Raw genomic sequence first — 14,041 nt, forward strand, 5'->3', positions numbered from 1 at the left:
CGCCACATCCCCCGGCGGACTCACCTCGGCGCTGGACGAAGCGCCGTCTCATCCCTTATCGTGCTCACAAAACGGGACGACAACGATCCCGAGAACAAAAGCAGTATTGCAGGCAGTCCAAAGGCACGTAGCCCATGTTTCCCGAGCGGTTTTCGAACCTGCCGCCCTATGCGTTCCCGCGTTTGCGGGCGCTGCTCGACGCGCATGCGCCGGGCGGCCCGGTCACGCATATGTCGATTGGCGAGCCCAAACACGCCTTTCCCGCCTGGGTGGGCGAGGTGCTGGCGGCCAATGTCGCGGAATTCTCGAAATACCCGCCCAATGACGGGACGCCCGAACTGCGCGCGGCGATCACCGGCTGGATCGCCCGCCGCTACGGGGTCGAGCTGGACCCGGCCACTCAGGTGATGCCGCTGAACGGCACCCGCGAGGGTCTCTACAACGCCGCGATGGCGCTTTGCCCCGAAACCAAGTCCGGCCAGCAGCCCACGGTGCTGATCCCCAATCCGTTCTATCAGGTCTATGCGGTGGCCACGGTCTCGGTGAATGCCGAGCCGGTGTTCGTGAACGCCACGCAGGAGACCGGCCATCTGCCCGATTACGGGGCGCTGCCCGCCGAGGTGCTCGACCGTGCGGCGCTGGCCTATATCTGTTCGCCCGCCAACCCGCAGGGCGCGGTGGCGGACCGCGATTACTGGGAGCGGCTGATCGCGCTGGCCGAAAAGCACGATTTCCAGATCCTCGCCGACGAATGCTATTCCGAGATCTACCGCGACACGCCGCCCCCCGGCGCGCTTCAGGTCGCGCGCGAGATGGGCGCCGACCCCGAGCGCGTGGTGATCTTCCATTCGCTCTCCAAGCGGTCGAACCTGCCCGGCCTGCGCTCGGGCTTTGTCGCCGGCGGGCCGGAGAGCCTGGCGCGGATCAAGCAACTGCGCAATTACGCGGGCGCGCCGCTGCCGCTGCCGATCCAGCGGGTCAGCGAAAAGGTCTGGGCGGACGAGGGACATGTGGTCGAGAACCGCGCGCTCTATGCCGAGAAATTCGCCATGGCCGACCGCATCTTCGGCAATGTGCCGGGCTACGCGCCGCCGCAGGCGGGGTTTTTCCTCTGGCTGCCGGTCGAGGATGGCGAGACGGCGGCGCTGAAACTCTGGCAGGAGACCGGGGTGCGGGTGCTGCCGGGGGCCTATCTGTCGCGCGATACGGCCGCGGGCAATCCGGGCAAGGGATATATCAGGGTGGCCCTCGTGGCCCCCGCAAAAGAAACCGAACAGGGGCTGACGCGGATCCGTGACTGTCTCTTCGGGCAATAAGAAAAAGACGAGGCGAGCGATGGCATATCAGGCACGGGGGCGTGACCCCCTATTCGACAGCAACATGCAGGCGGCAATCGAGAAGCGCGGCAAGGAGCTGGGCGGTCTGGCGCTGGTGGCGCTGGGGCTGATGGCTGCCGCGATGATCGGATCCTATACGCCCGACGATCCCTCCTGGCTGTCGGCCACCGATGCGCCGGTGCAGAACTGGATGGGTCGCATGGGCGCCTCCATCGCAGCGCCGCTTTTCATGATCGTCGGCTGGGGAAGCTGGGGTCTTGCGCTTGTGCTGCTGGTCTGGGGGGTGCGCCTCGCCCTTCACCGCGGCGAAGAGCGTGCGCTCTCGCGGGTCGTCTTTGCTCCGATCTGGATCGCCCTGTCCGCCGTTTATGCCGCAGGCCAGCCCGTGGGGCCGGAATGGACCCACAGCTTCGGGCTGGGCGGGCTGTTCGGCGATATGATGATGGGCTCTGTGCTGGGCATCCTGCCGCTGGGCGCGGGGCTCGGGCTCAAGCTCGCGATGATCGTGCTGGGGGTCGGCATCGTCACCATGGGCGCCTTCGTGCTGGGCTTCACCCGGATCGAGTTGAATGCCATCGCGCGGTTCCTGCTGGTCGGTGTGGTCATGGTCTATGCCACCCTGTTGACCCTGCTGGGACGCGGGGCCAGCGCGTCGGTGGCTGCCGCGCAGCATATGCAGGCGGCTCAGGCCGCCCGCCGCGAGCGTCGCCAGCAGGAAGCGGCAGAGGCCGCCGCCTGGGCCGCCGCGCAAGAGGCGGTTCCGTCTCCCTCGCTGGTGCGCCGCCCGCCCGCTGCCGCGCCCGCGGCTGCGCCGATGGCCACGCAGCCCGTCGCCCCGCGTGTCATGACCGCCACGCCCGCTCCGGCACCGGACTATGACGAGGGCTATGCCGGCTTTGTCGAGGCAGAGCCCGCGCCCGAGCCGAAAAAGCAGGGGTTGCTGGCGCGCGTGCCCGGGCTGATCAAGCGCCCCGAGCCGATGCCGGAACCCGAGCTGGTCGAACCCGCCGAGATGGATCACGATGTGGAGCAGCCGGGCGAGGAGCGGATCCGCGCCAAGATCGCCGATGTGATCCGCGCCCGCCGTCCCGAGCCGGCCTCCGAGGCGGCGCCCGCCTTTGTGCCCGACCCCTCGAAGCCGCTGACCAAGGGCCGTGGCCGTGGCCCCGATCCGCTGATCTATCAGCCCGCCCCCGCTGTGCGCCGCGAGCCGCCGGTGAGCGCCGCGCATCCGCATCCGCACAGCCTGCCGCCGGAGCCGCCGCTTTCTGCGCCGCGTGCGGCGGTGGCGGCCGCGCCTGTCGCAGCGCCTGCTGCCCCGGCGCCGGCCCTCGCGCCCGAGCCTGTCCTGTCGGCCCCGGCGCCCGCGCCGCAGCCGGAGACCGCCCGGGTTGCCGCGCCGATGCCAGTCGTGCCGCCCGCTCCGGCGCCTCTGAGCGAGGCGTTGCAGGCCGAGGACGCGGTGACCGACGATTACGACGATTTTGCCGATTACCGCGATTTCGACGATTACGGCGACGAGGACGACCACATCCCCGCCATGCCCGCTCATGTCGAACGCACGGCGATCCCGATCGCACAGCCCAAGAAGGTGGTGCAGCAGCCGCAGCGCAAGCCGATGCAGCCCTCGCGCCGCGCGCAGGCCGAGGCGCAGCCGCAGCTCAGCTTTGACGAGGGGCATTCGGAATACGAACTGCCGCCGCTCAGCCTGCTGGCCAGCCCCGATGCCATCGAACGCCATCACCTCTCCGACGAGGCGCTGGAAGAGAACGCGCGGATGCTGGAAACCGTGCTCGACGATTACGGCGTGAAGGGCGAGATCGTCTCGGTCCGCCCCGGCCCCGTGGTCACCATGTACGAGCTGGAACCGGCGCCGGGCCTCAAGGCATCGCGCGTGATCGGCCTTGCCGACGACATCGCGCGCTCCATGTCGGCGCTGTCGGCCCGTGTCTCGACCGTGCCGGGCCGCTCGGTGATCGGCATCGAACTTCCCAACGAGAACCGCGAGATGGTGTCGTTCCGCGAGATCCTGTCGTCCCGCGATTACGGCGACGGCAACCAGAAGCTGCCGCTGGCGCTGGGCAAGGATATCGGCGGCGACGCGATGGTCGCGAACCTCGCCAAGATGCCCCACCTGCTGATCGCCGGGACCACCGGCTCCGGCAAGTCCGTGGCCATCAACACCATGATCCTGTCGCTGCTCTACAAGCTGACGCCGGACGATCTGCGGCTGGTGATGATCGACCCCAAGATGCTGGAACTTTCCGTCTATGACGGCATCCCGCATCTGCTCTCGCCCGTGGTGACCGACCCCAAGAAGGCCGTCGTGGCGCTGAAATGGGTCGTGGGCGAGATGGAGGACCGCTATCGCAAGATGTCCAAGATGGGCGTGCGGAACATCGACGGCTACAATGGCCGGGTCGCCGAGGCACTGAAGAAGGGCGAGCTGTTCAAGCGCACGGTGCAGACCGGCTTTGACGACGAGACCGGCGAGCCGGTCTTCGAGACCGAAGAGTTCGAGCCCAAGAAGATGCCCTATATCGTGGTCATCGTGGACGAGATGGCCGACCTGATGATGGTCGCGGGCAAGGAGATCGAGGCCTGCATCCAGCGTCTGGCGCAGATGGCGCGGGCCTCGGGCATTCATATCATCATGGCCACGCAGCGGCCCTCTGTGGATGTGATCACCGGCACGATCAAGGCGAACTTCCCCACGCGGATCTCCTTCCAGGTGACCTCGAAGATCGACAGCCGGACGATCCTGGGCGAGATGGGCGCCGAGCAGCTTCTGGGCATGGGCGACATGCTCTACATGGCCGGTGGGGCAAAGATCACCCGCTGCCACGGACCGTTTGTGTCGGATGAGGAGGTCGAGGAGGTGGTGAACCATCTCAAGGCCTTCGGTCCGCCGGATTATGTCGCGGGCGTGGTGCAGGGGCCGGATGACGACAAGGCCGAGAACATCGACGCGGTGCTGGGGCTGAACACCGGCGGCAACACCGGTGGCGAGGATGCGCTTTACGATCAGGCGGTGGCCATCGTCATCAAGGACCGGAAGTGCTCGACCTCCTACATCCAGCGCAAGCTGGGCATCGGCTACAACAAGGCCGCGCGGCTTGTGGAGCAGATGGAGGACGAGGGCGTCGTCTCGCCGGCGAACCACGTGGGCAAGCGCGAGATCCTGGTGCCGGAGCAGGCCTGAACCCGCGGGGGCAGGATTCGCTGACAGGACCGCCGTTCGCGCCTTTGGCGCGGGCGGCATTTTTTTGAGTATTTTTAGAAAGATGAAGGGGGGCGGCGCGCTTTGCCCGGTGCGGGGCTGGACCGGCGCAGCGGGGCGCCTATCTGCTCATATCGGCGGGCGGCTATCGCATAACCGCGTTCGGGTTGCCATATAGAGGCGACGACACGAGCAGGAAGGACGTCACATGCTCCGACTCATCCCCGCCGCGCTGGCGGCGCTGATGCTGACCGCGCTGCCGGCGGCGGCGCAGAAACTCTCGCTGAACGAGATTTCGGGCTATCTGAACACGATCCAGTCGGCCAAGAGCCCTTTCACCCAGATCAATGGCGACGGCACGATCTCGACCGGGACGATCTATATCAAGCGCCCGGGCAAGGCGCGGTTCGAATACAACCCGCCGGATCAGGCGCTGGTGCTGGCCTGGTCGGGGGCGGTCTATATCTTCGACAAGAAGGTGAGCGGGCAGCCCGAGACCTATCCGCTGGCACAGACGCCGCTGTCGATCATCCTGGCGCGCAACGTCAATCTGGCGCAGGCCGGCATGGTCACCGGGCACAGCTATGACGGCACCGCGACCACGGTGACCGCGCAGGATCCGAAGCGGCCGGAATACGGCTCGATCCAGCTCAAGTTCACCGGCAATCCGGTGGAGCTGCGGCAATGGGTGATCGACGATGGCAACGGCAACCGGACCACGGTCGTGCTGGGCGGTCTGGAAGACACCGCGCTGGCCAACAGCGTGTTCGACGTGAAGCGCGTGGGCGGCCGCTGACCCGTCCCAAAGGGCAGGGCGCCCCGGGGCGCCCTGTGTTTTTCCGTCAGCGCCGCGCGGCGCGGCAATTGGCGAGTTGCACCTCGTAGACCACCGCGCGGTCTCCGACCTCGTCTGCGACGCGCAGCAGCCAGGCCTTGGAATTGTAGGTGCCGCGTTTGAAGCCCGTCCGCCCTTCGTGATAGGCGAGATACTGGTTGCGGGCGTCGCGCAGGCTGATGCCCAGACGGTCGCGGCTTCCGGCCATGTACCAGCCCATGAAATCGGTCGCGTCGCGGATGTCGTCGCGCTGCGCGCCGCGCTTGCCGGTGGCGGTCAGATATTCCTCCCAGGTGCCGTCCAGCGCCTGGCTGTAGCCGAAGGCCGAGCTTTGGCGGCCATAGGGAATCACGCCGAGCGCGTAGCGGAACGGGGTCCGCGCGTCGGATTTGAATTTGCTTTCCTGATAGATTGTCGCCATCTGCACATGCACCGGCACGCCCCATTTCCGTTCGGTCGCCCGGAAGGCGCGGATGTATTGCGGCCGCTGGTTCAGGATCGAACAGGCGTCGTCAAGATTGCCGGGCGACTGCCCGCTTCCGCCGCCGCCCCCGCAGGAAGCGGCCAGCAACACAATCACCAACGCGCGAAGCCATCTGCTCATCTGCCTCTCGCTTTTCATTGTTTTTATGGGTTTCTTGCCTAAACTTGAGTTTACCCCAATGCGCAGGCGGAGGGAATCACATTTCCGCTGGTAGCCCGCGTCAGCAACTCTATGCTGGCGAACGGGCAACGCTGTCCGGGAATGCCACTGTTGGGCCGCAGTTCACAGTGTGTTTCCTGTAAAAATCGTCCTTAAGTTGGACAATCCGCCACGGAAATGCCAAAACTTGGCCCAAGAGGTCTGAATGCACACACAGCGCGCGAAATATCATCTGGGCCAGGTCGTCCGGCATCGCAAGCACCCTTTCCGGGGCGTGGTCTTTGATGTCGATCCCGAGTTCAGCAATACCGAGGAATGGTACGAAGCCATCCCCGAGGAGTCGCGCCCGGTGAAGGACCAGCCTTTTTATCATCTGCTCGCCGAGAACGATCAGAGTTTCTACGTGGCCTATGTGTCCGAGCAGAATCTGGTTGCCGATTATTCCGGCGAGCCGGTGGATCATCCCGACATCCCGGACCTGTTCGGCGCCTTCAACGATGGCAGCTACGAGCTGCATTTCCAGCTTAACTGACGCAGCGGCGGGGCCTCGGGCATGGATCTCGCGGCGGCTCTGACCCTTGTGCTCTCCACGGCGGTTCTGGTGGCGATTCCGGGGCCGAACGTGGCGCTGATCGTGGGCAACACGTTGCGGCACGGGCTGCGCCATGGCGCGGCCACCGTCGCGGGCACCACGCTGGGCGTGGCCTTGCAGGTGGGGCTTGTGGTGGCGGGGCTGGCGGCGCTGCTCGATCTGGCGGGCTGGGCGCTGCACTGGCTGCGCTGGGCCGGGGTGGTCTATCTGCTTTGGCTCGGGGTCGCGGCCTGGCGACGCGGGGCCGAGGGGCTGGCACCGGCAGAGCCGCCGCGCTGTCCGCCGCTGCGGCTGGTGGGGCAGGGCGCGCTGGTGGCCGCGGTGAACCCCAAGACGCTGCTGTTCAACGCGGCCTTCCTGCCGCAATTCGTCGCCCCTGAGGGCGGCGCGGCGGCGCTGGCGGGAGTCGCGGGGCTGTATCTCACGGTGCTGTTTGCGGGAGATCTGCTTTGGGCGCTGGCCGCCCGCCGGGCGCGCCGGTGGCTTCAGGGCGCGGGGCGGCTGCGGCACCGGCTGACCGGAGCGCTCTATCTGCTGGCGGGGACCGGGCTGGCGCTTGCGCGCCTGCCGCGCTGAGCGCGGATCAGAGCGCCTTGCCGACCAGATCGAGGAAGTCGGACACGGCTTTCGGCGAGAGCGACCAGTCGCAGACGAGCCGCGCCAGCGCGGGGCTGTCCCCGGGCCCCTCCAGATCGTCCCAGAGGTGATAGACCGCGCCGGCCTCCTGTACGGCGCGGTGCACGCGCCGGGGCATTTCGAAGAACACCACATTGGCATGGGCCTCGGTCCTGACCGCGACCCCCATGCCTTTCAGCCCCTGCACAAGCTGGTCGCCGCGGGCATTGGCCCGCGAGGCGAGATCGTGCCAGAGATCGCCGTCCAGATAGGCCGCCATCTGCGCCGCGAGATAGCGATGCTTGGAAAACAGCAGCGCGCCGCGCTTGCGGCGCAGCTCGAACTCGGCGGCTTTGGCCGGGTCGAAGATCAGCACCGCCTCCACCCCCATCAGCCCGTTCTTGGTGCCGCCGAAGACGCAGATGTCCACGCCGATCTTCCAGCTCATCTCGGCGGGCGTCACACCCAGCTTCACCGCCGCGTTGGAGAAGCGCGCGCCATCGAGATGCACCGGCAGGCCGAACTCCCGCGCGACATCGGTCAGCGCGCGCAGCGCGTCGAGGCTGTAGACATTGCCGCGCTCGGCAACCTGGGTGATCGAGACCGGGCCGCGCAGCGGGCCGTGCACGCCCCGGGTCTCTTCGTTCGCGATGGCCGCGCGCAGTGCCTCGGGGCGCATGCGGTCGCCGTCGCCCACCAGCGTCAGCTTGGCGCCGCCGGTGTAGAATTCCGGCGCGTTGCACTCGTCTTCCTGGATATGTGCCACAGGGGAACAGAAGACCGTGGCATAGGGCGGGCAGAGACAGGCCAGCGACAGAACATTGGCCGCCGTGCCGGTGGGCACCAGATAGACTGCCGCCTCGGGCGCCTCGAACAACGCGCGCAGCCGCTCCACCACCTGTTCCGACAGCGTGTCGCTGCCATAGCCCGGCGCATAGCCGTCATTGGCGCGCGCCAGCGCTTCCAGCACTTGCGGCGCCACGGGACCGGAATTGTCGGAGGCAAAGAACATCAGGTCGGTTCCTCGATGATATGGTCTTCCCAATCGTCCTCGTCGATTTCGAACTCCGGCACCGTGCGGTGTCGCATCGACACGCCGGCGGCGTGCACCGTCTCGGGATCGCCCGAGATCAGCGGATGCCAGTCGAACAGCGGCTTGCCCTGCCAGAGCAGACGATAGGCGCAGGTCTGCGGCATCCAGTAGGCGTGTTCGTCGATATTCGAGGGTTTCAGAACGATGCATTCCGGCACGAATTGATGCCGGATCTCGTATTGCGCGCAGCGGCAGGTGCTGTCGTCGAAAAGCCGGCAGGCCACGCAGGTCAGCGCCACCTCGCCGGTTTCCTCGTCTTCGAGCTTGTTCAGGCAGCATTTGCCGCAGCCGTCGCAGAGCGCCTCCCATTCGCGCTCGGAAAGCTGGTCGAGCCGTTTCTTCTCCCAGAAGCGCGGCGTCAGGCCGCTGCGGTCGATGGGATCGCTCATAGGGCGGCCAGGATTGCGCGCGCCTGTGCGCAATCGGCCTCCATCTGGGTGATCAGCGCGTCGAGGCTATCGAATTTCTCTTCGGGGCGGAGATAGTCGACCAGCCCGATGCTGAGCGTGGCGCCATAGAGATCGCCGGAAAAATCGAAGATGAAGGTCTCGAGATTGGGCCGGTTCTCGCCGAACATCGGGCGCACGCCGATCGAGGCGGCGCCGTGATACTGGCCCTTGTGCTCGCCGTCCATGACATCGACCAGCACCGCATAGACGCCGAGCCTGGGCGGATGCAGCCCGTCGATGGACATGTTGGTGGTGGGATAGCCCAGCTCGCGGCCGCGCTGTTCGCCGCCGATGACCGTGCCTTCGATCCGGTGCCAGTGGCCGAGCTGCGCCGCCGCATCGCGGGGGCGGCCATCGCTCAGCGCCTGACGGATGGCGGTGGAACTGACCTGACCGCCGTCATATTCGAGGATCTCGGCGACGGTCACGCCAAAGCCCATCTCGTCGCCGAAGCGCTTGAGATCGTCCACGGTGCCCTTGCGGTCCTTGCCGAAACAGAAATCGGCGCCGACAACCACATGCGACAGGCCCAGCCCGTCGGTGATCACGCGGCGGGCGAACTCATAAGGGGTGAGCGCCGCCAGCGCACTGTTGAAATTCAGCTCGTAAAGCCGCTCGACCCCCAGTTTCTCCAGCCGCGAGGCGCGCGCCTTGGGCGACATCAGCCGGAAGGGCGGGGCGTCGGGGGTGAAATACTGGCGCGGATGCGGCTCGAAGGTCAGCACCCCCAGCGGCGCGCCGGCGCAGGCCGCGCGCGCGAGGCGGATCACTGCCTGGTGGCCGCGGTGCACACCGTCGAAATTGCCGATGGCCACGCTGGCGCCCCGGTCCTGGGTCTCGACGAATTGATAATCCCGGATGATCCGCATGGCCGAAGCCCTAGCCGCCCGCGCGTCCGGGTGCAAGGTGGCTTGGAACGCGCCTGGAAAAGCGGGGCGGGCTGTGGCAGATGTCGCCGCAAGCGCGCCCGCCGCTTCGGCCTTTGCCGGGCCGGGCGCCGCCGCTGGCCTGTGTGTGCCGTGGCACGCGCCGCAGGGCACGGCGCGTCGGTATGGCCGGGCGCAGGGCCCGATTCCCGCTTGCATCACCGGGCGCTCGGTCCTATAGGGGCGCCTCTACCCGCGCGGCCGGCCCGGAGTGGCATGCCGAGTCGCGCGTCAACGCCAAACGTCAAGGAGACGGAAATGCCCAAGATGAAGACAAAGTCGAGCGCCAAGAAGCGCTTCAAGGTGAGCGCCACCGGCAAGGTGATCACCGCTCAGGCCGGCAAACGCCACGGCATGATCAAGCGCACCAAGAAATTCATCCGCGACGCGCGCGGCACCACCACGCTGTCGGCCCCCGACGCGAAAATCGTCAAGGGCTACATGCCCTACGACCGCTGATAGGAGGATCGACACATGTCCCGAGTCAAAGGTGGAACCGTCACCCACGCCCGTCACAAGAAGGTTCTCTCGCAGGCGAAAGGCTATTACGGCCGCCGCAAGAACACCTTCAAGGTCGCAGCCCAGGCCGTCGACAAGGCCAACCAATACGCGACCCGCGACCGCAAGAACCGCAAGCGCAACTTCCGCGCGCTGTGGATCCAGCGGATCAACGCGGCTGTCCGCTCGTATGACGAGGCGCTGACCTATTCGAAATTCATCAACGGTCTGACCAAGGCCGGGATCGAGGTGGACCGCAAGGTTCTGGCCGATCTCGCCGTGCACGAGCCCGAAGCCTTCGGCGCCATCGTGGAGCAGGCCAAAGGCGCTCTGGCCGCCTGAGCCCGCGCTTATTAATCGAGAAAAACCGCGTCCGGAGCGATCCGGGCGCGGTTTTCTTTTGCACATGAGGGGTGCTGGCGACCCGTGAAGGACTCGAACCCTCAACCTGCTGATTAGAAGTCAGCTGCTCTATCCAGTTGAGCTAACGGGCCGGCATATCGTCCTTCTAGCCCCTCGCCCGGTGCTGCGCAATCGCCGCCGGAGGGGCATTTCCCGCCCTCTCCCGCGCTGTCCGCTTGCGTCCGGCCCCCGGCCTCGGTAGGTGAGGCGGCAAAGACAGATCCGAGGGTACCGCGATGGATGACCTGCGCGACAAATATATCGACCTGATCGCCACAGCGGCCGACGAGGCCACGCTGGAGGAGCTGCGCGTGCAGGCCGTGGGCAAGAAGGGCGAGATCAGCCTGCAGATGCGCAGCCTCGGCAAGATGAGCCCCGAAGAGCGGCAGGTTATGGGGCCGAAGCTCAACGCGCTCAAGGACGAGATCAACTCGGCGCTTTCCGCCAAGAAGGTGGCGCTGGCCGATGCCGCGCTGAACGACCGGCTTGCCGCCGAATGGCTGGACGTGACCCTGCCGGGCCGCACCCGCCGCGTGGGCAGCATCCACCCGGTCAGCCAGGTCTGGGAGGAATGCACCGCGATCTTCGCCGATATGGGCTTTGCCGTCGCCGAAGGCCCGCAGGTCGAGGAAGACTGGTACAATTTCGATGCGCTGAACATCCCCGGCCACCACCCGGCCCGTGCCGAGATGGACACGTTCTACATGCACCGCGCGGCGGACGACGACCGCCCGCCGCATGTGCTGCGCACCCATACCTCGCCGGTACAGATCCGCTCGATGGAACAGCATGGCGCGCCGCTGCGCATCATCTGTCCGGGGCGCGTCTACCGGGCCGATTACGACCAGACCCACACGCCGATGTTCCATCAGGTCGAGGGGCTGGCGATCGACAAGGACATCTCCATGGCGAACCTGAAATGGGTGCTGGAGGAGTTCTTCTCGGCCTATTTCGGCACCACGGTGAAGACCCGCTTCCGTGCCTCGCATTTCCCCTTCACCGAACCGTCGGCGGAGGTCGACATCCAGTGTCAGTGGAAAGACGGCTCGGTCGTGGTGGGCGAAGGCGACGACTGGCTGGAAGTGCTGGGCTCGGGCATGGTGCACCCGCATGTGCTACGGTCGGGCGGGGTTGATCCGGACAAATGGCAGGGCTTTGCCTTCGGCATGGGGATCGACCGGATCGCGATGCTGAAATACGGCATCCCCGATCTGCGCGCCTTCTTCGACAGCGATCTGCGCTGGCTGCGGAACTACGGCTTTGCGTCGCTGGACGTGCCGACGATCCGGGGCGGGCTGTCGCGGTAAGGCGGCTGCAAGGTACGCGGCTCGGGGGGATCCGGACCGTAGACCGCCTGATCGCAAGCGAAACGAAAGCCGGGCCCGGCGGCCTTCGGCCTTGATTCCGGGCCGAGCGCACGGGGATTGGACGTTTCGATGTCTCGAAGCAGAGGTTCGCCTGCCCCTCTCGACTTTGTAGGGTGGGCGAGACCCGCCACAAGAGAGACTGTTCGGCATGAAGCTCTTTCACCATGAGAACCGCGAACGCAACGACGCCACCCGCCGTGTCTACGCGCTCTTCGAGATCGCCTATACCGCCGTCGATTTCGCCGCCGCGCTCTGCTTTACCGTGGGCTCGGTGCTGTTCTTCTTTCCGGTCTACGAGATCCCGGCGGTCTGGCTCTTCACCATCGGCTCGGTGTTTTTCATGGCCAAGCCGACGCTTCGCCTGAGCCGCGAGATCAAGCTCTACCGCATGGGCCGGCTCGACCGGCTGGCGCAGCGGGCGGAGGGCGAATAGCGTTCACAGCCCCAGCGCTTCGCGCGCCCGCAGCAGGGTGTCGCCGGGCCGGCCCGAGGCGTCGATGCGCCGCCAATGGGCGGGCACCTGGGCATGCAGCGCCTGGCGGGCGACGACGCCCGCATCCGCATCCGAGGCATCGCCGCGCCGCGCTGTGACGCGGGCCTGCAAGGTGCCGGTTTCCGCCTCCAGCCAGAGTGCCGCGAACGGTAGGTTCAGCCGTGTTGCCATCGCCTCCACCGCCCTGCGCTCGGCGGGGGCGAGCCAGGTGGCGTCGATCAGCACGCTGCGCCCGGCGCGGAGCAGCGCTTCGGCGCGGGCCAGCAGCCGGTCATAGACCGCCTGCGTCGCCGCCGCGCCATAGGCATCGGCGGGCAGCCGGTCGAGCGGGCGCACCCCGGCAAGCCGCTTGCGCTCGAGATCGCTGCGCAGATGCACGGCGCCGGGGGCAGGGCTCAGCAGCGGGGCGAGGTCGCGGGCCAGCGTCGTCTTGCCGACGCCCGAGAGCCCGCCCGCCACCAGCAGCCGCGGCGGCGGCGGGGCAAAGCTGGCAAGCGCGTCGTCGAGAAAGCCCCGCGCCTGCGCGGCATGCTCTGCGGGGTCTCCGGCGGCGCGTCCGGTCTGGACCTCGACCATCGCCTTGATCGCCGCGCGGATGCCCAGGAAATAGGGCAGGGCGGCGAGCCCGGCATCCTGCTGCCCCTCTGCCGCGAAGAGCCAGGAATCGAGCACGATGCAGGCGGCGCGGGCCAGCCGGCGGTGGCGCAGATCCATCACCAGAAAGGCGAGATCGTAGAGCACGTCGCAGGTGCCCAGAACCTCGTCGAATTCCAGCGCGTCGAACAGCACCGGGCGCCGGTCCAGCAGCACGATATTGTGCAGATGCAGATCGCCATGCGCCCGGCGGACATGGCCCTCTGCCGCGCGCGCCGTCAGCAGCGGCGCCAGCGCCGCTTGCAGGCGCCGCGCGCGCTGGCGGAAGAGCAGGGGGCGCTCCGGGCCCAGCTCCTCCGTCATGCCGGAAAAGGCATCTTCCAGCTCGGTCACGATGTCGGCCATCAGCCGGGCGCCATCGGCATCGCGCCGGGGCGCCTGTTCGTGGTAGGCGTGAATGGACTCTCCCAGCGCTTGTGCGAGCCCGTCGGTCAGGGCGCCCCGCCCGGCAATCTCCGAGAGCTCGTTTTCGCGGGGGAATCGGGCCATGCGCAGCACCCATTCCACCACGGCGCCCCTGCCATCCAGCTCCAGCCCGCCATCCTCGCGGCGGGTGAGCGGGCAGATGTCGCGGTAGATCTCCGGCGCCATGGGACGATTCAGATCAAGTTCGCGGCGCAGCATCGCCTCGCGCAGCGGCAGGGTCGAGAAATCCATGTAGTCGTAGGTTACGGCGCGCTTGATCTTGTAGGCGTGGTCGCCGGCGAGAAACACATGCGCCCCATGGGTTTGCACATGTTCCACCGGCGCGCCGCCATGGCTGGCCGGGTCGGAAAGATAGGCAATCACCTCTGTCTGGTCGTCTGGCATGGGTGCCTCCGCCTCGCGGCATTGTCTCAGATTCCGCGACGCCGGCCATGACCAGAATCAATGGCGGCATTGCGGTGATGTGTTAGAATCGCCAAATTATGAAAGGG

At 67.0% G+C, this 14,041-nt stretch carries 14 protein-coding genes and 1 tRNA gene; 9 read left to right on the plus strand and 6 right to left on the minus strand.

Annotated features, from left to right (window positions below):
- The first annotated feature begins 134 nt into the window (after nt 1–134).
- From M4578_RS08920 to M4578_RS08930, 3 genes are all read left to right on the plus strand, one after another.
- Nucleotides 135–1,316, plus strand: a complete 1,182-nt coding sequence (locus M4578_RS08920) for an aminotransferase class I/II-fold pyridoxal phosphate-dependent enzyme (RefSeq protein WP_258093097.1) — start codon at nt 135–137, stop codon at nt 1,314–1,316.
- A 19-nt stretch (nt 1,317–1,335) separates the two neighbouring features.
- Entirely contained in the window at nt 1,336–4,539 is a 3,204-nt protein-coding gene (locus M4578_RS08925) for a DNA translocase FtsK (protein WP_258093098.1), read from the plus strand.
- A gap of 226 nt (nt 4,540–4,765) precedes the next feature.
- On the plus strand, nt 4,766–5,353 hold the full coding sequence (locus M4578_RS08930; protein WP_258093099.1) for a LolA family protein: 588 nt from the start codon (nt 4,766–4,768) through the stop codon (nt 5,351–5,353).
- Between the two features lie 46 nt (nt 5,354–5,399).
- On the opposite strand, the gene M4578_RS08935 is transcribed toward M4578_RS08930, so the two are convergent.
- A complete protein-coding gene (locus M4578_RS08935) occupies nt 5,400–5,996 on the minus strand; it encodes a transglycosylase SLT domain-containing protein (protein WP_258093100.1) in 597 nt (198 codons plus the stop codon).
- Between the two features lie 244 nt (nt 5,997–6,240).
- Between M4578_RS08935 and hspQ the strand changes: the two genes are divergently transcribed.
- On the plus strand, nt 6,241–6,567 hold the full coding sequence (gene hspQ / locus M4578_RS08940) for a heat shock protein HspQ (protein WP_258093101.1): 327 nt from the start codon (nt 6,241–6,243) through the stop codon (nt 6,565–6,567).
- A gap of 21 nt (nt 6,568–6,588) precedes the next feature.
- On the plus strand, nt 6,589–7,203 hold the full coding sequence (locus tag M4578_RS08945) for a LysE family translocator (protein ID WP_258093102.1): 615 nt from the start codon (nt 6,589–6,591) through the stop codon (nt 7,201–7,203).
- Between the two features lie 7 nt (nt 7,204–7,210).
- On the opposite strand, the gene M4578_RS08950 is transcribed toward M4578_RS08945, so the two are convergent.
- The 3 genes from M4578_RS08950 to M4578_RS08960 are packed head-to-tail and all read right to left on the minus strand — an operon-like array spanning nt 7,211 to nt 9,653.
- The gene (locus M4578_RS08950) at nt 7,211–8,254 is read right to left on the minus strand and encodes a threonine aldolase family protein (protein ID WP_258093103.1); all 1,044 of its coding nucleotides are present in this window, start codon (nt 8,252–8,254) and stop codon (nt 7,211–7,213) included.
- Nucleotides 8,254–8,724 carry a YcgN family cysteine cluster protein gene (locus M4578_RS08955; RefSeq protein ID WP_258093104.1) on the minus strand — a complete coding sequence of 157 codons (471 nt, stop codon included), beginning with the start codon at nt 8,722–8,724 and terminating at the stop codon, nt 8,254–8,256. The genes M4578_RS08950 and M4578_RS08955 overlap by 1 nt, the downstream gene beginning before the upstream one ends.
- Nucleotides 8,721–9,653, minus strand: coding sequence for a bifunctional riboflavin kinase/FAD synthetase (locus M4578_RS08960; RefSeq protein WP_258093105.1), 933 nt, complete (start codon nt 9,651–9,653; stop codon nt 8,721–8,723). Before M4578_RS08960 ends, M4578_RS08955 begins: the two co-directional genes overlap by 4 nt.
- Nucleotides 9,654–9,968: 315 nt before the next feature.
- Here M4578_RS08960 and rpmI point away from each other — a divergent pair, with 315 nt between their 5' ends.
- Both rpmI and rplT read left to right on the plus strand, forming a co-directional pair.
- A complete protein-coding gene (rpmI, locus tag M4578_RS08965; RefSeq protein ID WP_258093106.1) occupies nt 9,969–10,169 on the plus strand; it encodes a 50S ribosomal protein L35 in 201 nt (66 codons plus the stop codon).
- A gap of 15 nt (nt 10,170–10,184) precedes the next feature.
- Entirely contained in the window at nt 10,185–10,550 is a 366-nt protein-coding gene (rplT, locus tag M4578_RS08970; RefSeq protein ID WP_258093107.1) for a 50S ribosomal protein L20, read from the plus strand.
- 75 nt (nt 10,551–10,625) lie between these two features.
- Here the strand turns inward: rplT and M4578_RS08975 are convergent.
- Nucleotides 10,626–10,702, minus strand: a tRNA-Arg gene (locus M4578_RS08975).
- A gap of 144 nt (nt 10,703–10,846) precedes the next feature.
- On the opposite strand from M4578_RS08975, the gene pheS reads away from it, so the two are divergent.
- Together pheS and M4578_RS08985 are read left to right on the plus strand one after the other, a co-directional pair.
- Entirely contained in the window at nt 10,847–11,917 is a 1,071-nt protein-coding gene (gene pheS / locus M4578_RS08980) for a phenylalanine--tRNA ligase subunit alpha (RefSeq protein WP_258093108.1), read from the plus strand.
- Between the two features lie 208 nt (nt 11,918–12,125).
- A complete protein-coding gene (locus M4578_RS08985) occupies nt 12,126–12,410 on the plus strand; it encodes a YrhK family protein (protein WP_258093109.1) in 285 nt (94 codons plus the stop codon).
- Nucleotides 12,411–12,413: 3 nt separating this feature from the next.
- On the opposite strand, the gene M4578_RS08990 is transcribed toward M4578_RS08985, so the two are convergent.
- Nucleotides 12,414–13,934, minus strand: a complete 1,521-nt coding sequence (locus M4578_RS08990) for a bifunctional aminoglycoside phosphotransferase/ATP-binding protein (RefSeq protein WP_258093110.1) — start codon at nt 13,932–13,934, stop codon at nt 12,414–12,416.
- Between the last annotated feature and the right edge of the window lie 107 nt (nt 13,935–14,041).

This window comes from Salipiger pentaromativorans, from assembly GCF_024721115.1.
Classification (GTDB): Bacteria; Pseudomonadota; Alphaproteobacteria; order Rhodobacterales; family Rhodobacteraceae; genus Salipiger; species Salipiger pentaromativorans.

What these genes read in the sequence shown, in the direction of transcription:
- M4578_RS08920 (WP_258093097.1), top strand. Translation starts at nt 135, where the DNA reads ATGTTTCCCGAGCGGTTTTCGAACCTGCCGCCCTATGCGTTCCCGCGT.
- M4578_RS08925 (WP_258093098.1), top strand. Translation starts at nt 1,336, where the DNA reads ATGGCATATCAGGCACGGGGGCGTGACCCCCTATTCGACAGCAACATG.
- M4578_RS08930 (WP_258093099.1), top strand. Translation starts at nt 4,766, where the DNA reads ATGCTCCGACTCATCCCCGCCGCGCTGGCGGCGCTGATGCTGACCGCG.
- M4578_RS08935 (WP_258093100.1), bottom strand. Translation starts at nt 5,996, where the DNA reads ATGAGCAGATGGCTTCGCGCGTTGGTGATTGTGTTGCTGGCCGCTTCC.
- hspQ (WP_258093101.1), top strand. Translation starts at nt 6,241, where the DNA reads ATGCACACACAGCGCGCGAAATATCATCTGGGCCAGGTCGTCCGGCAT.
- M4578_RS08945 (WP_258093102.1), top strand. Translation starts at nt 6,589, where the DNA reads ATGGATCTCGCGGCGGCTCTGACCCTTGTGCTCTCCACGGCGGTTCTG.
- M4578_RS08950 (WP_258093103.1), bottom strand. Translation starts at nt 8,254, where the DNA reads ATGTTCTTTGCCTCCGACAATTCCGGTCCCGTGGCGCCGCAAGTGCTG.
- M4578_RS08955 (WP_258093104.1), bottom strand. Translation starts at nt 8,724, where the DNA reads ATGAGCGATCCCATCGACCGCAGCGGCCTGACGCCGCGCTTCTGGGAG.
- M4578_RS08960 (WP_258093105.1), bottom strand. Translation starts at nt 9,653, where the DNA reads ATGCGGATCATCCGGGATTATCAATTCGTCGAGACCCAGGACCGGGGC.
- rpmI (WP_258093106.1), top strand. Translation starts at nt 9,969, where the DNA reads ATGCCCAAGATGAAGACAAAGTCGAGCGCCAAGAAGCGCTTCAAGGTG.
- rplT (WP_258093107.1), top strand. Translation starts at nt 10,185, where the DNA reads ATGTCCCGAGTCAAAGGTGGAACCGTCACCCACGCCCGTCACAAGAAG.
- pheS (WP_258093108.1), top strand. Translation starts at nt 10,847, where the DNA reads ATGGATGACCTGCGCGACAAATATATCGACCTGATCGCCACAGCGGCC.
- M4578_RS08985 (WP_258093109.1), top strand. Translation starts at nt 12,126, where the DNA reads ATGAAGCTCTTTCACCATGAGAACCGCGAACGCAACGACGCCACCCGC.
- M4578_RS08990 (WP_258093110.1), bottom strand. Translation starts at nt 13,934, where the DNA reads ATGCCAGACGACCAGACAGAGGTGATTGCCTATCTTTCCGACCCGGCC.